Annotated in this window: 17 protein-coding genes and 1 tRNA gene; 6 read left to right on the top strand and 12 right to left on the bottom strand. The window is 42.1% G+C overall.

Annotated elements, in window-relative coordinates; translation table 11 throughout:
- Positions 1-151: 151 nt before the first annotated feature.
- The 10 genes from ACTNC6_RS08875 to ACTNC6_RS08830 form a co-directional block, all read right to left on the bottom strand.
- Positions 152-1,636: an L-fucose/L-arabinose isomerase family protein gene (locus tag ACTNC6_RS08875; RefSeq protein WP_441034253.1), complete on the bottom strand. Its 1,485-nt coding sequence runs from the start codon at positions 1,634-1,636 to the stop codon at positions 152-154.
- Positions 1,637-1,748: 112 nt separating this feature from the next.
- Positions 1,749-2,366: a DUF4867 family protein gene (locus ACTNC6_RS08870; protein ID WP_441034164.1), complete on the bottom strand. Its 618-nt coding sequence runs from the start codon at positions 2,364-2,366 to the stop codon at positions 1,749-1,751.
- A 94-nt stretch (positions 2,367-2,460) separates the two neighbouring features.
- Positions 2,461-3,309, bottom strand: coding sequence for an AraC family transcriptional regulator (locus tag ACTNC6_RS08865; RefSeq protein ID WP_441034166.1), 849 nt, complete (start codon positions 3,307-3,309; stop codon positions 2,461-2,463).
- A 173-nt stretch (positions 3,310-3,482) separates the two neighbouring features.
- The gene (locus tag ACTNC6_RS08860) at positions 3,483-3,920 is read right to left on the bottom strand and encodes a GatB/YqeY domain-containing protein (protein WP_441043904.1); all 438 of its coding nucleotides are present in this window, start codon (positions 3,918-3,920) and stop codon (positions 3,483-3,485) included.
- Between the two features lie 156 nt (positions 3,921-4,076).
- Entirely contained in the window at positions 4,077-5,567 is a 1,491-nt protein-coding gene (locus tag ACTNC6_RS08855; RefSeq protein ID WP_441043903.1) for an ATP-binding protein, read from the bottom strand.
- Between the two features lie 52 nt (positions 5,568-5,619).
- A complete protein-coding gene (locus ACTNC6_RS08850) occupies positions 5,620-6,990 on the bottom strand; it encodes a vWA domain-containing protein (RefSeq protein ID WP_441043938.1) in 1,371 nt (456 codons plus the stop codon).
- A 21-nt stretch (positions 6,991-7,011) separates the two neighbouring features.
- On the bottom strand, positions 7,012-8,097 hold the full coding sequence (locus ACTNC6_RS08845; protein ID WP_441043902.1) for a leucine-rich repeat protein: 1,086 nt from the start codon (positions 8,095-8,097) through the stop codon (positions 7,012-7,014).
- 96 nt (positions 8,098-8,193) lie between these two features.
- Positions 8,194-8,892, bottom strand: coding sequence for a metallophosphoesterase (locus tag ACTNC6_RS08840; protein WP_441043901.1), 699 nt, complete (start codon positions 8,890-8,892; stop codon positions 8,194-8,196).
- 31 nt (positions 8,893-8,923) lie between these two features.
- Positions 8,924-9,442, bottom strand: coding sequence for a GNAT family N-acetyltransferase (locus tag ACTNC6_RS08835; RefSeq protein WP_441043900.1), 519 nt, complete (start codon positions 9,440-9,442; stop codon positions 8,924-8,926).
- A 76-nt stretch (positions 9,443-9,518) separates the two neighbouring features.
- Positions 9,519-9,740, bottom strand: a complete 222-nt coding sequence (locus ACTNC6_RS08830; protein ID WP_441034173.1) for a purine biosynthesis protein PurH — start codon at positions 9,738-9,740, stop codon at positions 9,519-9,521.
- Between the two features lie 219 nt (positions 9,741-9,959).
- Between ACTNC6_RS08830 and ACTNC6_RS08825 the strand changes: the two genes are divergently transcribed.
- The 3 genes from ACTNC6_RS08825 to ACTNC6_RS08815 all read left to right on the top strand — a co-directional run bounded on the left by ACTNC6_RS08825 (position 9,960) and on the right by ACTNC6_RS08815 (position 13,065).
- Positions 9,960-10,991 carry a 3-deoxy-7-phosphoheptulonate synthase gene (locus ACTNC6_RS08825; protein ID WP_441034175.1) on the top strand — a complete coding sequence of 344 codons (1,032 nt, stop codon included), beginning with the start codon at positions 9,960-9,962 and terminating at the stop codon, positions 10,989-10,991.
- Positions 10,992-11,067: 76 nt separating this feature from the next.
- Positions 11,068-12,000: an NTP transferase domain-containing protein gene (locus tag ACTNC6_RS08820; protein ID WP_441043899.1), complete on the top strand. Its 933-nt coding sequence runs from the start codon at positions 11,068-11,070 to the stop codon at positions 11,998-12,000.
- A gap of 39 nt (positions 12,001-12,039) precedes the next feature.
- Positions 12,040-13,065 carry an XdhC family protein gene (locus ACTNC6_RS08815; RefSeq protein ID WP_441043898.1) on the top strand — a complete coding sequence of 342 codons (1,026 nt, stop codon included), beginning with the start codon at positions 12,040-12,042 and terminating at the stop codon, positions 13,063-13,065.
- Positions 13,066-13,153: 88 nt separating this feature from the next.
- Here the strand turns inward: ACTNC6_RS08815 and ACTNC6_RS08810 are convergent, their stop codons facing one another.
- Complete coding sequence (locus ACTNC6_RS08810; RefSeq protein ID WP_441043896.1) at positions 13,154-14,278, bottom strand: ABC transporter substrate-binding protein; 1,125 nt, start codon at positions 14,276-14,278, stop codon at positions 13,154-13,156.
- Between the two features lie 326 nt (positions 14,279-14,604).
- Between ACTNC6_RS08810 and ACTNC6_RS08805 the strand changes: the two genes are divergently transcribed.
- The 3 genes from ACTNC6_RS08805 to ACTNC6_RS08795 are packed head-to-tail and all read left to right on the top strand — an operon-like array spanning position 14,605 to position 17,028.
- Positions 14,605-15,648 carry a FecCD family ABC transporter permease gene (locus tag ACTNC6_RS08805; RefSeq protein WP_441034183.1) on the top strand — a complete coding sequence of 348 codons (1,044 nt, stop codon included), beginning with the start codon at positions 14,605-14,607 and terminating at the stop codon, positions 15,646-15,648.
- A 4-nt stretch (positions 15,649-15,652) separates the two neighbouring features.
- Positions 15,653-16,459: an ABC transporter ATP-binding protein gene (locus ACTNC6_RS08800; protein ID WP_441043895.1), complete on the top strand. Its 807-nt coding sequence runs from the start codon at positions 15,653-15,655 to the stop codon at positions 16,457-16,459.
- On the top strand, positions 16,456-17,028 hold the full coding sequence (locus tag ACTNC6_RS08795; protein ID WP_441043894.1) for a nucleoside-triphosphatase: 573 nt from the start codon (positions 16,456-16,458) through the stop codon (positions 17,026-17,028). The genes ACTNC6_RS08800 and ACTNC6_RS08795 overlap by 4 nt, the downstream gene beginning before the upstream one ends.
- A gap of 241 nt (positions 17,029-17,269) precedes the next feature.
- Here ACTNC6_RS08795 and ACTNC6_RS08790 read toward each other — a convergent pair.
- A tRNA-Arg gene (locus ACTNC6_RS08790) sits at positions 17,270-17,343 on the bottom strand.
- Positions 17,344-17,380: the final 37 nt, after the last annotated feature.

Genomic DNA, 17,380 nt, shown 5'->3' with positions numbered 1-17,380 from the left:
CTCTCCTTTTCTCTCTTTATAGCTGCTTATTTTCATTTCATTAAACAGCCTGATTTATTGCAGTATAAATTAATATTCATCTAATTTAATACATCCCAGGGTAAACCCCTGAGATGTATTATGATTTATGGTGTCAGTCTGTTTATCTGAATTAACCCCATGGATTTTCTGTTGGGTATCTTACGCCTGCCGGCTGATTGTATCCGATCTCTTCAACCGGTACACCGATATATTTGAATACTTCAAACAGAGCTTTTCCATAATGTCCGAATGCTACTGCTCCGTGATGTGGGTATCCTCCCTCGATCAGTACATGACGGTAGAAACGTCCCATTTCCGGAATAGCGAATACACCGATAGAACCAAAGGATTTCGTTGCAACAGGAAGAACTTCACCATGTGCAATATATCCACGAAGTTTGTTATCAGCTGTGCTCTGCAGACGATAGAATGTGATACCTCCAGGTACGATATCTCCTTCAAGAGTTCCGTTTGTAACCTCTTCCGGAAGAGATCTTGCCATGATCATCTGGTTCTTCATCTCACAGAAGGAAAGCTTGCTGGAAGCTGTATTTCCACAATGGAATCCCATGAATGTATCTTTCAGTGTGTAGTTATATTTGCCTTCGATAGACTCTTTGTACATATCCTTCGGTACAGAATTGTTGATGTCAAGCAGTGTAACTGTATCCTGGCTTACAACTGTTCCGATGAACTCACTTAATGTACCATAGATATCAACTTCACAGGATACCGGGATGCCCTGAGCTGTCAGACGGCTGTTTACATAGCAAGGAACGAATCCGAACTGTGTCTGGAATGCCGGCCAGCATTTTCCTGTTAATGTTACATATTTACGATATCCTCTGTGAGCCTCTACCCAGTCTTTCAGAGTCAGTTCATACTGAGCAAGTTTCTCAAGAATTTCAGGTTTCTTGTTTCCTGCACCAAGTTCTTCTTCCATTTCTTTAACAACTGCCGGGATTCTCTCATCTCCTGCATGTTTGTTGAATGCTTCGAACAGATCAAGTTCAGAGTTCTCTTCGATTTCAACACCAAGGTTGTAAAGCTGTTTGATCGGAGCGTTACAAGCAAGGAAGTTTGTTGGACGTGGTCCAAAGCTGATGATCTTTAAGTTGCTTAATCCTTCAACTGCTCTTGCGATTGGAAGGAAGTCATGGATCATATCTGCGCAGTCTTCTGCGTCACCAACCGGATATTCCGGAATATATGCTTTTACATTACGAAGCTGTAAGTTGTAGCTTGCATTTAACATACCGCAGTATGCATCTCCACGTCCCTGGATCAGGTCGCCCTGTGTTTCTTCAGCTGCTGCACAGAACATCTTCGGTCCTTCGAAGTGTTTAGCAAGAAGTGTTTCGGAAATTTCCGGTCCAAAGTTTCCAAGATATACGCAAAGTGCATTACATCCGGCTTTCTTGATATCTTCAAGAGCCTGAACCATATGGATTTCGCTCTCTACGATACAGATTGGACATTCATAAATGTCTTCTGCACCATATTTCTTTGTATAAGCCTCTACAAGTGCTTTTCTTCTGTTTACGGAAAGGCTTTCCGGGAAACAGTCACGGCTTACTGCTACAATTCCGACTTTTACTTTTGGCATGTTATCGATCATGATGGATTCTCCTTTTTCTTAATACAAATTTAGGTTTCATTTATTATTTTTGGTTTCATTCATTACTTCATCTGCTTCTCTCAGCAATATTCAAACTTAAAATACGCTGTCAGTCAATGGTGATGTTCTCTCCACGAAGTCCGTTTACTGCACCCTCAATCGCTGCATCCTCATGTGCGATGAGCCATTTATTCTTAGCTGTCAGCAGACTGTCCTCGCCTGCCTTAGCAGTTTCAAATGTAAGATCTGTATTGGTTCCTGCCGGAAGTACGACTACACACTGGAAACCGCCATCCTGTACATTGCAGGGTGCATAATGAAGTGTAGTTGCATATACTTCAATACCTGTTCCTGCAGGTACCAGGAATGCTTCAATCTTAGAAGTATCATATGTAAAATCATCTGTGATATCCTGCTGGCTTCCGATAAGCAGAACCAGATCTGTTACCGCTACATTGATCTCTGAACTGCGGTGATATTCTACTGCATTTAATTTCTTGTTATGTCCGTTGCAGTATCCAATTTCAATGGGAATTCCGCCAAATCCTTTATTCTGCAATGCTTTTGCTACATCCAGAGCTTCCAGTTCCTCAACAGACGGTACATAAACCACATCATCCGGAACCGGTGTATGTTTCATCTCTTTGAGAAGAGCACTGAAGTCATACCCTTCAAGCACCTTTCCATATTTACGGAAGGAAGCATCTGTTACGTTCTGAATTTTCACTCTAAAAACCTCCTTATATTCTGTAGATATTACGTTTTCTTGACTGTGCTTAGAGTATATCAGAATAAATGGCACTTTTCGCCAGTTTTCTTGTCTAATCTATAGCGTTTTTTTGACCTTTTTCATTTATTTGCTTTCGCATCTCACTGGGAAGCAGCCCATATCTTTTCTGAAATTCCTCGGAAAAGCCCCTGCTGCTGCAAAATCCATTATCTAGTGCAATCTGACTAATCGTATGGTCTGTATTCAGCAAATCCCTGTACGCATATGCCATACGGATATCCTGCAGATAGGTTTTATAGTTGATTTTTGCATATTTTTGAAACATTCGCGACAAATATGCATCCGAGTATCCAAAGGTAGCAGCCACATCAGAAAGCTTCAGCTCCTCCCTGTAATGCTCACGCATATATGTGGTGATTTTTGACAATGTATCCAGACGGCGGCTGTGTCGGATATCCTTCTCCCTGGTCTCTGTCACACGATAATCCTTCACCAGAATATACATGATTTCATAAAAAATGGAAATTGTACGAAACTCATATCCGATTTTCCGCTCAGAATACACATGATATAATTTACGAAGCAGAGAAGCCAGTTTCTTATCCACCAGCTCCTCCTGCCCACGGAAACGGATATATCTCTGAGCAGTAAAATAATTCTCAAACTGTTTCAGAGGAATCTGCAGAACTACCGTTTTATTTTTCTCCACAGCATGGATAGAATGGAGCTCATTGGAATTGATAATAATCTGCTCTCCCGCTTTCAAAGGATATTCTTCCTTATTTACAAAAAAATCCAGGCTTCCCTCCATCACAGCAAAAATCTCTATAGATGTATGCCAGTGTTTCTCCCGCACGTAATTACCGTTTTCCCCTTCAAACAGAAAAACCTTGAACGGAAGTCCCTCATTAGGAATGATCAGTTCATGTTGAAACTCCACATATATTCACCTCCTAACAAAATACCGCAGTATCCGGATACTCCAATATACTGCGGCTATTTCGATAACTATCCAGCTCTCTGCATACCAAAACTGCTGGATGACCATATTCTTCACATATTCAAGCGGATAAAATCATCCGCTTCGCTACTTGATTCGGTTAAGATAACACATTATTTGCAGAGCTCTGCAACAACCTGATTGATTACCTTTCCGTCTGCTTTTCCCTTCATATCAGCCATAACAGCCTTCATGATCTGACCCTTATTTTTTGTTACGATCACATCTGCAAATTTTTCTTCCAGATATGCTTTTACCTCTGCTGCATCCATCTGTTTTGGTGCATATTTGGCGATCACATCATATCTTGCCTGGTATTCAGCCTTCAGATCTTCGCGGCTCTCCGGGCAGGTATCCAGCTGTTCTTTTACAGTTTTCATTTCTTTCAGAATCACTCTGTCCACCAGATCACTCTTAATCTCATCACGGCATCCCTCATCGATCGCTACCTTCTTTACTGCAGAGATCAGAGAGGAAACTGCTTCTTTTGTTACTTTATCTTTGGCTTTCATAGCTGCAACCATATCTTTTCTTAATACTTCTAATTCCATTTTATATTCCTCCTCGTTTTTTCTAGTGATTCCATATCGTTCTACTGCTGCACAGTCAAATGCGCCTGCATTCCTGATATTTTTCACTCAAATTATAATTCTATTCATCAGCATACCACGATTTATCTGAAAATCCAATGCTAATTGGCATGAAAATTAATTTTTTAGTCCCCGCTTCATCGTGTTCTCCAGTTCCTCCATTTGTCCCAGGATCAGTTTCTGTCTGTCATCAAACAGTAGTCCCTTGTTGTGACGGTAATACTGGTCAGAACCATTTTCCCGGATAAACCAGATACTGTAAAAGTTTGCATTCAGTTCCGTAATAAATGCTACCATTTCCTGGCTGTCACCAAAGGCTGCTTCCATAAAATCAAAAACATTCTGAAGCGTCTTGGAGATATATTCTGTCTGTGTTTCCAGACTGTCTGCCTCCGCTGTAAAAGCGGTTTTTATCTGCTCATAAGTACCTTTTTCTGAAATTTCATTTTCAAAGAAATTCACTGTACGGATAAATACTTTTTCTTCATTTTTAGTGAGAAGCTCAGATTTTTTTGCAGTATAAAAATCATTTTCTGCCTTTTTATAAATGGATTCCAGCGTCATTTCCGGAAAGTTATCTCTGTATTCTGTCATGTAACCATAGAGCTTTGTCACATAGGCATCCATAAAATAACAGTCTGCAAATAACTGGCTAAGCTTTCCGTTCAACAGACCAACAATACTCAGATGCTCATCCAATGAAGCATTGCGAATTTTGCCCAGAGTGATGGGCGTCCATTTACCCTGAAGCAGATCCTCCACTGCATAATCTGTCTTATACTTATTGTAAAGTGCCAGATACGAAGCAAAATCCTTGGCAACCATGGGATGCTGGATGTACTGATATACCACCTCTCTGTCCACTTCTTTGCCCAGTGTTTCATATACCTGTATCAGCCTGGAAAGATCTTCCCAGCCTCTGGCAGTGGCAAAAATCCGTCCGTCTACTGTGTTCTCCATTCTGTAGAAATTCTTTCTGCGAAGCTCCAGATAAGAGATCACAGCAGGATGGATTCCCTGCTCATAGGCATATTCTTTCCATACTTCAAAATCCGGCTGCACATCGATTCTCTTGATTCTGTCAAGGGTTACTACGTCAAATTCGCGGACAGATTTATTGTATTCCGGCGGGTTTCCTGCTGTCACGATCACCCATCCTTCCGGTACTTTCTGATTGCCAAAGGTCTTTCCCTGAAGAAACTGCAGCATCATAGGCGCCAAGGTCTCTGATACGCAGTTAATCTCATCAATAAAAAGAATTCCTTCTCTGAGACCTGTTTTTTCCATCTTTTCATAGACAGAGGCAATAATCTCACTCATAGTATATTCTGTGACAGAAAAAGTCTCCTGACCAAAGGTTTTCTCTTTGATAAACGGCAGTCCTACTGCACTCTGACGGGTGTGATGGGTGATAGTATAAGATACCAGACCTACTTTACATTCCCTGGCGATCTGTTCCATAATCTGCGTCTTTCCAATACCCGGTGCCCCCATAAGGAGAATTGGTCTCTGGCGTATGGCCGGGATCAGATATTCTCCAAATTCATCCTTCGCAAGGTATGCTTCTATTGAGTCCTTTATCTCCTGTTTTGCTCGCTTTATATCCATAATGTAAATCCTTTCCTGCTGAACACTTCTTACTTTTACTCAGCTTTTTATTTCATTGCCTGTCTGACTTATCAAAATCATCCTCATCCAGGATCAGTTTCATGGCCCATACCGGCACATCCACATCTCTGTAATTATCCTGCATAAACACAAATGCAGTCTTATATGGCGGCATTTTCTTCGGGTAAATCCCGAATCCATCCGTAAAATAGATCAGCCCTTTCAGGTTATGAAATTCATGCTGTTCCAGCAGTTTGTCCACCCATTCAAATGCAGGCCTGAAATCTGTTCCGCCATCTCCATACAGTTCCAGATGTTCCATATAGTCTTTCATTTCTTTCCGGGAGGTAATCCTTTTATCTGTGTGGACTTTCTCATCACACTGAATGATGTGCACATTGATTTTTGTAAAAAAGCTCTCACTCTCACTAAGCACACCGTATGTTTCCTCCAGAAACTTTCTCACCAGTTCTCCTGAACAGGACATGGAAGTATCGATGACAATCACAAATTCCTCTATCTTCTTAACTTCTTTGGATTCCAGTGGTTCGATCAGCGGCATGTTTCCATAGAGACGCAGACCATAGGTATAGAAATTGTAATCAAAACTGTCATCATCCACTACCAGTTCTTCATGAAAAACTGCAAATTTCCGCAGGAATTCTCTGTAATCGTACCGACTTCTGTTCTCTGTTTTTATCTGCTCCAGGAAATCTCCGTCCCGCTCACCTGCCTCCTGGGAAAAGGTTTCCAGGTCCGTCTCGATTCCATCATTGATCTCCCCCCATTTGCGGCTGAGCATGGGATTCGGTTTCTGATCCGGTTTCTTACTTTCCCAGTATCTGTGGTCATCTGTGCGAAATTCCTGTTCCAGATTTGTAAGATCCTTTTCGTTCAGATTCCATTCTGACAATATTTTATATACTCTCTGTGCGTTGAGGGTTTTTCCCTCTTTTTCAAGGAGACGGTAGGTTTCCCTTCGCAGAAGACTGCGTGAGAAACGGATACTCCGATAGCTCATCCCATCTATCATATGCTCCACTGCAATGTCACAACTCAGATCACGCATACGTTCCTGGATTGTGATTCCATCGTCTGCCCTCTTCTTACTTTCTGTACCGCTCCATGCAAAATGCCGGAAAATACAGTGGAATACCATATGCAGATACCCTCTGTTCACCAGAATCCTGTTCTCTCTATATAGGCCTCCCAGCATCTGCGGCTGGAAATACATCACTCTTCCATCCGTTCCAAATCCATGGACCTGACCATCCATCTGATAAGAAAAACTGCTCAGCGCCACATCCAAAAAACGCATTCCCAGATATAATTCATCCCGCGCAGCGCTGAGAATACTGCTGCCGATTTCCTGCAAACGCTCTGCTCTTTCTGCTATTTCCTGTATTTTATCCTCTGGCTGCATCATTATTTTCCTCTATATCTATCACAGTTCAAACCTCTTTTTTCTTAGTATAGTTCTTCTATTCAAAGATTTTTCTGTAGTTTGTGATTGTTCATTTTTCCCCTGCTCTGTCCTGTCAGCTTCCTGACTATTTTGCAGCTTATCCACATCTATACGTTCACTTCCTGCCGTATTATCCACCAGATTTGCTCTTTCATTCATCAAAAATGCGGATACTTCCGTTTCTTTTCTCTTAGATGCACAATCCAAGGCAGAATCAATTCCTTCCAGTGTCCAGAGTTTTTGCGAGGATATCACTTCCAATCTGTGCATATCCTCCTGCTTTACCAGATATTCTGCAATATCTCCCAGATTCTTACGGATATATTCCCTGTAATTCTCCCTGGCTTTCCCGGTCAGTTCATAAGGAAACTCCAGTCTGCCAAATGACATATCAACCAGAACTTCCAGCTTATCCATGGCTACCGCCATTTCAAAAAGTCTGTCATATTCCTGATAATTCAGCTCCTTATCATAAAAACACTGCCTGTAATTACTGCCTGATCCATGATATTCCGTATACAAAATACGCGCCGGAGTGTTCTCAACTGCCTCATCATAATGCTCCGGAAATACAAGTCTGGCTTCTTCATGCTCATAAAGAAAGTTTACATCTATCCTCTGCCACATCTCGCCCAGCATTTCCTTAACGCCTGACTTCTTTCCCTGTCTCATATGAACAGTCAGCTTCTCCAATGCATGGCAGCCTGTAAATGCACCACAGCCTATCTGCATCAGGCTGTCAGAAAACTCCAGCTTTTTCAGATTCCCGCAGCCATAAAAAATATATCGTCCAATCTCTTTTAAAGTGTAAGGAAAAACAATCTCCTCCACGTCATTTCCTGCCAGAACATGCTCTTCTCTGCCAAACTCAAGACCATCTGACACTTCCCACAGACTGGCATTTTTCAGGTCTTCCTTCTCATCCATATGGCTGGAGAATGCATACGGTGCTGCACTAATTACCAATTTGTCATCTATCATTCCCGGAATCTCAACTCTGCCCTCTATTCCAAAACACCGCAGAATTTCAATCTCGCCAGATTTCTCTCTGTAGTAAATCTTCATTTTCTCATTTCTCCCCGAAGATATTTTCTCTCAAAGCACATAAAATCATCCCTGAAAAGTATAATACTTCCCAGGGATTTTTTCCAGACAATATAATTAGCGTAAAACCAGCTCCGGTTTAAAATTCAGATAGTCTCCTGACACCAGCTTGTACTCTATTCCATCCACATAGCCTTTAAAGCTGTCATCATATCGCTTCTCTCCATGACAGTGAGAATAGATCACCTTCTCGGCGCCAAATTCCTGTGCCATCAGGGTAAACGGACTCTCCATCTCTCCAATACTTGTAGGCGGATAATGAAGAAACATGATAAACTTCTCATATCCTGCTGCCTTCGCCCCTTCAAAAGAGCAGCGCAGCCGCCCCAGCTCCCGCTCTCGGATCTTCAGAAAATGCTCATAGCTGTCTTTTCCTTCATAACAGCAGCCCTTGGTTCCCACCAGCGCATAATCCTCATATGTATAAAAATTATTCTGCAAAAATTCCAGCTTTCCCCAGAACATCTCATTCAGATCTTCTGTCTTCTTTGCATCCCAGAACATATCGTGATTTCCCCGAAGCAGGATTTTCCTGCCCGGCAGAGCCATAATAAAATCCAGATCTGCCTGACACTCTGCAAGATCTCTCCCCCAGGAATGATCTCCGGTAATCACTACTGTATCATTCTCTGTCACTCTCTTCTTCCAGTATTTCTCAATCTTAACTACATGATTCTTCCATCTTTTATCAAATACATCCATAGGTTTATTGACTGTAAACGAAAGATGAAAATCACCGATTGCGTATAGGCTCATTGTACACTCTCCTGTCTGTTCTGATTGTTAATTATCTTTCAATCTCGATGCTCATGGCATGCCAGGCTTCTCCGCCCCAGGTGGAATTTGCCTGGCCCAGATCTGTAAAGCCGAATTTCTCATACATCTTCACTTTTTCATCCAGACAGGTGAGGAAAAGTTTCTTTCGTCCTTTTTGTGCTTCCTTCTGGCAGTATCGGGATACCAGTTCACGTCCCAGTCCCTGCATACGATATTCCGGAAGGACATCCAGCCCCAGAAGCATGATATTTTTGCCTTCAGGATTACTCAGAGAAATATCTGTGAAAAATTCATCTCTGAAAGCCTCCTCATCTGTAGGAACTCCATTAAGAAATGCAGCCAGCTTTCCGGTTTCCTTATCCTCAGCTACCAGAAATGTTTCTGCTGTTGCTTTTATTCTCTCTGTCAGACTTTTCGGGGAACATGCCTCATTTGGCGGGAAACAGATCTGCTCGATCTCTATTGCCTGCTGTGTCTCCTCCGGTCTGATACATCTGAATTCAAATCTATCCATATTGTTTGTACTCATTTTATTATCCTTCTCCTGCTATCTTGTTATTTCCTGTATATTCGAGATCTGTAAGTTTCCCATATAGTTGTTTTATCTACATCGGGCAGCTTCTCTTTGATTTCTCATCCAGATCTTCCCGTATATAATGTGCATTAAACTCCATGTTAATGTCGCGGATTTCCTTCGTGCCATCAATATATTCCTGATACATCTCAGCCAGTCCCGCCATACAGCCATCACAGCTTGCAGATATATTCCCAAAAGATTCTTCCACAATCTGTTTTCTTTCCTCATATCTTTTATTTGATTGTAACATCTGAAAGCATTTTTGTGAAGCTAGGAAACAAGCATAAAAAACAGTCTGATTACGCCCTCTGAAAATATGTCAGTTTAAAGTGTTAAAGTTCTGGAATTTTAGATAACATCATGTTATACTTGTGAAGGAAAATGTGCAGGCAGTCCGGTCAGGTATAAAACATTCCTGAGTTCCGGCATTATCAAGAGCCTGTATGATATTATATGGAGGAAACAAATCATGTCTATGAAAATCAATCACGAGCTTCCTTTGCCGGAGGTTCTGAAATCTCAGTACCCTCTCAGCCAGGAACTCAAAAAAGTAAAAAAACAGAGAGATGAAGAAATACGCCGCATTTTTACCGGTGAATCAGATAAATTTGTGGTTCTTGTAGGACCCTGCTCTGCAGATAACGAAGATACAGTCTGTGAATATGTACACAAATTAAAAACAGTGGCCGATAAGGTTTCTGACAAACTGATGATTATCCCACGGGTTTATACAAACAAACCCCGTACCACCGGCGACGGCTACAAAGGAATGTTACATCAGCCAGATCCTGATAAAGCGCCTGACCTTCTTGCCGGAATCATTGCTATCCGCAAGATGCACATGAGAGTTATGCAGGAAACAGGACTCTCTTCCGCAGATGAGATGCTTTATCCTGAAAATCGCAGCTATCTGGATGATATTCTCTCCTACGAAGCTGTAGGTGCACGTTCCGTAGAGAATCAGCAGCATCGTCTCACTGCCAGCGGCATGGATATTCCGGTTGGTATGAAGAATCCTACCAGTGGTGATCTTTCTGTTATGTTGAATTCCGTCACTGCTGCACAGCATCCCCATCATTTTATCTACAGAGGAAATGATGTGGAAACTTCAGGAAACGATCTGGCACATACCATTCTCCGCGGAGGTGTAAACCAGTACGGACAGACTATTCCTAACTACCACTATGAAGATCTGATGCATCTGTCTGCTTTATATGCCAAAAAAGATCTTAAGAACCCTGCCATCATCGTAGATGCCAACCACTCTAATTCCAATAAACAATACAAAGAGCAAATCCGAATTGTCTCAGAAGTACTTCACAGTCGTAATTATAATCCGGAACTTAAAAAGCTGGTGAAAGGTGTTATGATTGAAAGCTACCTTCTGGAGGGCCGCCAGGATATCAGTGATCATATGACTCCTGGATGTTCCATCACAGATCCTTGCCTCGGATGGGAAGATACAGAACGGCTTATCTATGATATTGCTGAGAAATGCTGATTTATCAAGCGAATATTCTTCTTTTATATGTTATAATAGTCTCAATATATAACATCATTGAAAGAAGGTGATATCTATGATGCAGACAGGTGCTCTCATCGTAGCTGCCGGAAAATCATCACGAATGGGAGACTTTAAGCCAATGCTTCAGCTTGGCTCCATTTCCATTGCACAGCGCGTGATCAATAATTTCCGGCAGGCCGGAATCTCTAAAATAGTGGTGGTAACCGGATATCGCGCAGATGTTCTGGAATGCCACCTTGCTTCCAATAATGTAATCTTTCTTCGAAATGAAGACTATGAAAACACGCATATGTTTGATTCTGTCCGGATCGGACTTGAGTATCTGAAAGGCAAAGTGGATACAGTTCTCTTTACACCTGTAGACATTCCACTGTTTACAGCCCGGACTGTTACTCAAATGCTTTCTCTGGGGCATCCACTTGTAATCCCGGTCTGTAACGGCAGACCCGGCCATCCTCTCCTGATCCGGTCCACTCTTATTGATTCTATCCTAAATGATAAGGGTAAATCGGGGCTTAAGGGTGCTGTAAAAAACTGTGGAGAACCTATATATTATCTGGATGTAGATGATCCCGGCATCCTTCATGACGTTGATACACCAGAGGATTATGCCGAACTTCTCCGCATACATAACCAGAGCCTGATCCGTTCCGAAATCCATATTCAGCTGGCCAGGGAAAAAGTTTTCTTTGATGAAAAGCTCTATGCCCTTCTTACACAAATTCATGAAACCGGTTCTGTGCGCAATGCCTGTGAACGCATGCATATTTCCTATTCTGCCAGCTGGAACCTGATCCATACCCTGGAATCACAGCTTCATGAGCCCCTGATCAGCAGAAGCCAGGGTGGTATAAGGGGAAGCCATAGTGAACTGACACCATATGGCAAGGAATTTCTGAAACGATATGCCCGTTTTTCAGAAGAAACACGTAACTGCTCAAAAAAAATATTTGAAAAATGTTTCGGAGGATTTTTTGATGCTTAACTTTGATCTGACAGATTATATGAGGAGGTATTTTATTATATGAGAGCATTATTTCAGAAAATAAAACAGCAATTCCTGAAGGGATACGATCTGGTGCTTGTCTCTGTCACAGCATCCTCAGGATCTACACCAAGAGGTGCCGGTTCCCGCATGCTGGTCAACAAAAACGGTAGAGTTACCGGAACCATCGGAGGCGGAGCTGTAGAATATCGCGCTGAATGTATGGCATTAGATATCCTTGAAAGAAAGGAATCCTGTGAACATCAGTTCCTGCTAAACCGTAAGGATGTTGAAAATATCGGTATGATCTGTGGTGGTGACGTTACGGTCTTTTTTCAGTATCTGGATCATAACGACCCGATTATTGCAGAGATCACGGAAACTGCCGAAAAATTCTATGAAGAACGAAGAGATTTCTGGCTGATCTGCGATCTTCTCACCACTTCCGGTATGAGTCTCTACAGTCCTGCATGCGGTCTCATCGGAAATGCCAATGTTCCTTCTTTTGTATTGTCCTCTTTATCTGCAAAGCCACACCGCTATCGCAGTAAAGATTATGACCTGTTTTCTGAACAGATCGGAACTTCAGAAACCGTCTATGTATTCGGTGGCGGACATGTTTCACAGAAGCTTGTACCAATCCTTGCAAGCGTTGATTTTCGCTGTATCGTCCTGGAAGACCGGCCGGAATTTGCAGATCCTGCCCTTTTCCCTGGGGCAGTTGAAACAATGCTTTGTGATTTCAACCATCTGGATCAGTATATTTCCATCACAGCTGCTGATTATTGCTGCGTCATGACACGTGGGCATTCCTATGATACCATTGTACAGGCACAGCTTCTTGCCACACCGGCATGCTATATAGGTGTCATTGGGAGCCGTACAAAAAAAGCAGCTGTATTTCGCCGTCTCGTTGAAGAATACGGCATTGATGAACAGGATTTAAACCGCATCATCTCACCTATCGGACTGGAGATTAAAGCAGAAACACCGGCTGAGATTGCCATATCCATCACAGGACAGATGATCCAGATCCGTGCTGACAGAAAAGCTTCATTAAAATAAAAAGAAACGCCGGAACCGGGTATCATTACCGGAACTGGTGTTTCTTTTATTATTTATTGTACAGTCCTTCTACATCTCTGTCTGATCTTTATACAGTTCCTTTCAGAACATTTTCCAACTGTTCATCGGACAGATCAACATGATAAAAAAGATCAAAAAGTTTATGTATTTCTTCATTGATATCACATTTAATATATTCCGGATAAATCAATGCTGAGAACCATCGCATACCGATCAGACGATTTGGTCCTGCCGGACGATCCACCCAGCTAAACGGTGCATTAGGAGTTCCATAAACCTTTTGGTCCTGTACTGCTTTTAATGAAGCATAATCCGGATTGCTCAGGATATCTTCTGCTGCAGAATTTCCGCTTTTATCTGCCTTTGGTTCACCATTTACAACAATCACATCCGGATTCCATGCAAGAAGCTGTTCTGCTGAAATCTGAACACGGGATCCATCTCCCAATTCCAGATCTGCAACATTGACTGCATTGATGGCATCAAGGATCTGTGCATGCTGGGATCCCCTGGGTGCAGTTTCCAGTGAATCCTCCCCATTACCGAAGTATACACTGACCTTCTTTTCTTCTGGAATATCTGAAAGTGCATTAATATCAGTAAATACCTGCTCCGCATACTGAGCAAGCTCTTCTGCATGATCTTCTACGCCAAGAAGTTCGCCCATAAAACGAAAAGCTTCCGCAGAATTATTAAGCTCGTTGTCTACTGCAACAACCGGAATCCCAAGGCTTTCTGATAACGCATCGCAATCAGAAACCATTGCATCATTAATCTTTCCACTATTAATAGCAATTGTAGGATTGGCAGCAATTACTGCTTCATAATTGACAGCATCACCCATTCCAAAATTAGGAAGATCCTGATATTTGTCCAGAATAATAGATTTCTCAACATCATTCAGTTCATAATTCCACCCAAGAAGCTTATCCGGTGCAACCATATACAGAAAAATTGCAGCTACCGGACCTGCTGAAAAAACAGATTCAATATTTTCTGCTGCAGGGACCGTCACTTTTCTTCCTGCCATGTCTGTGATCTCACGGGTTTCAGCAGTTTCCTGTGTGGCATCCTGCTCCCCACTCTGCGTCGGCTCTTCAGTAGCAGCCTTCGTTTCAGAATATCCTGTTAAAAGACTGACTGACATCACCAGACATATAAGCAGAGCCAAAAGTTGTCTGTACTTTTTCATAACCTCTCTCCTTTCTTTTCTCCACATTACTCATAATTGACGCTTGGTCAAGCGGATATTCGCAATCCGCTTCGCTACTTGCTCATAACCGAATAACTGCTCCGCAGTTTATCAGAAGGAGCTTGCACTCCTCCTGATGCAATCAAGTCCCCACTCACTGCTTATTGCTTTTCGCAATTGAAGCAGGGGACTTACTTGATTCGATTAAATTGACTATACATCATTTAAGTATTATAATGTATATGCGAATAGTTTTTAAAAACAATTCGGTTTTTCTGAGTATAACACCGTAAATTTGATCAGTCAAGTTACAAGGATGAATGATTATGAATCTGACAGCTAATGAAAAAAAAGCAGCTACTGCCCGGCAAAGACGATATGTTCTGCTGTTGGCGGTTATGCTGGTACTTTTGTTTATCATTATAGTACTCTCATTCTGGGTGGGATATTATCCGCTTACACCAGTGCAGGTACTAAATGCATTTTTATCAAAATTTAGTTTTAAAGGAGATATTTTACCCCAGGCAGTTACCATATTCTGGAATATCCGTCTGCCCCGTATTCTGTCTGCTTTATTTATTGGTGCTTCCCTCTCGGTAGCAGGTGCAACCTATCAGGGAATGTTTCGCAATCCACTGGTATCTCCGGATATTCTTGGAGTTTCTTCCGGTGCAAGTCTCGGAGCTGCTTTTGCAATTTTAAACGGAGCTTCCAACTGGATGATTCAGCTTTCTGCTTTTGCAGGTGGTGTGGTCGCAGTAGCCGCATCCTATCTTATCAGCCGAAAATCCGCACATTCCCAGACCCTCAGTCTTGTTCTGACCGGAACTATGATCATGTCACTCTGCAATGCCGGTGTCACAATGATCAAATACGTGGCAGACCCCAATGATGTTCTCCAGCAAATTACTTTCTGGCTTATGGGCAGCTTAACCAAAACCACAACCAAATCCTTTTCCTGGAGTGTTCTTCCAATGATCATTGGATTAAGTCTGATTTTTATTTTTCGATGGCAGATCAATCTGCTGACTTTGGATGAAGAAGAAGCCAAAAGTTTAGGAATCAATGTGCGTAAATATCGTCTGATTTTTATAGTCGCTTCCACATTACTCAGCGCCGCTGCAGTCTGTCTTGGAGGATTGATCGGATGGGTCGGGCTGATGATCCCCCATCTGGCACGTGCACTGGTTGGCGTTGATTACAGAAGGCTGATACCTGCAAGTGCGATCCTTGGCGGCGGATATCTGATACTTGTTGATGATATTTCCCGTTCCCTTTTGTCCATGGAACTTCCACTTGGCGTTGTCACAAGTATCATGGGCGCCCCCTTCTTTATCTATCTTATCATCAAACGAAAGGAGCGCGCGTAATTATATGCTTCTGGAAATTGAAAATGTTTTTGGCGGTTACGGCAATGGTGATATTTTAAAGGGTATCAGCTGCAGCGCAGACTATGGTGATGTGCTTTGTCTGCTTGGTCCTAATGGCTGTGGAAAAACTACTCTGTTCCGCATGATATTAGGTTCCCTTCCTGTTTCTAATGGAAAAATAAAGATAGCCGGAAAAAATATTAGTGACTTTACAACCAAAGCACTGGCAAATATGATTGCATATATTCCCCAATATCATTCCCCTGTATTTGCCTATACAGTTCTTGATATGGTAATTATGGGGCGTGCTTCTCATTTCTCCGCATTTGAAACCCCAAAAGAGCCTGATCAGGAAGCAGCTTTTGCTGCCTTGGAGAAAGTAAATGCCCTGCCTCTTGCCAACAGGAAATATACTTCCTTAAGCGGAGGACAAAGGCAATTGGTTTTAATTGCCCGTGCAATCTGTCAGTCTGCAAAAATCTTCATCATGGACGAGCCAGCCGCCAATCTGGATTATGCAAATCATCAGCTTCTCATGGAAGTAATTTCAGGGCTGGCCAACCAGGGATATTGCATTATTATGTCAACACATAGTCCTGAGCATCCCTTTTCCGTGGGAAACAAAGTTCTTCTCATGAAATCCGGAAAGGTTATGGGATTTGGCTCTCCCAAAGAAATCATTACATCTGAAACCTTACAATCTGTTTACGATATTGAAATGGATGTGATAACTACATACGACCGCTATGGCCGTGAACGAACTATCTGTTTACCGGTAAATAGCTCAGCCAAAACAGTTCATGAGAAATGATACGTGGGTTACAATTATGGAACTATTACAAAATAAAATGGGACTTTACTATGACTCAACATATATTTTTAACTGGTAAAAAACACATTGGAAAATCTACATTGATCCAAAAGATATTGGATGATTATAAGAAAAACGCTGATGGATTCCTGACTGTCCGCACAAAAGACTATCTAAAGAATCAGTATTCAGTTCATATGTACCATCTAAAAGAGAAGGAATTCCCAAACGAATCTAATCTTTTGTTTTTATGCGGAAAAACAGATGAACACACTGCCGATACCTTTGATCGTCTTGGATGCAATATTCTTTCCATGTGTTCTGACTGCTCTTTAATTGTTATGGATGAACTTGGTCCACATGAAGCAGACGCTGCTTTATTTCGTAAAAAAATCTTAAACCTTTTGGATGGGCAGACTCCCATTTTAGGGGTATTACAGGAACCTGCAGAATCTTTCTGGCCTGAAATTGTAAATCACCCAAAGGTTGAAATCATTACAATTTCTGAAGACAATCGGAATGACAGAGCTTTACTCAATTACATTCAATGTAAAATTTCTTCTCCTTAATGATTACTCCCGGGGCTATGCCATCGGAACTAACCAAAGGGTCAAGTAGCCTTGTCAAGTAAAAAAATAACCGCTAGAAGCCTTGATTTCTAGCGGTTTTACGTGCGTTAGAGGTTGCTGCGTGCCAGTGGCACGCGTTTAGCAACGACCGGAGCAAAGCGTAGATCGAACCCGTTCGAGTCCGACCCGGACTCGAATAAAAAATAAGACAGTGCATATGCACTGTCTTATTTTTTATTAGCGTGCGTTAGAGGATTCGAACCCCCGGCCTTTTGGTCCGTAGCCAAACGCTCTATCCAGCTGAGCTAAACGCACATCCTTGTGAAGTTTTTATTTTGTGTCCCTCACAACA

The organism is Blautia sp. HCP3S3_C4, assembly GCF_052064095.1.
Taxonomy (GTDB): domain Bacteria; phylum Bacillota; class Clostridia; order Lachnospirales; family Lachnospiraceae; genus Blautia_A.
Note: the sequence above shows the minus strand (reverse complement) of the source record. Positions and strands in the feature narration are given on the sequence as shown.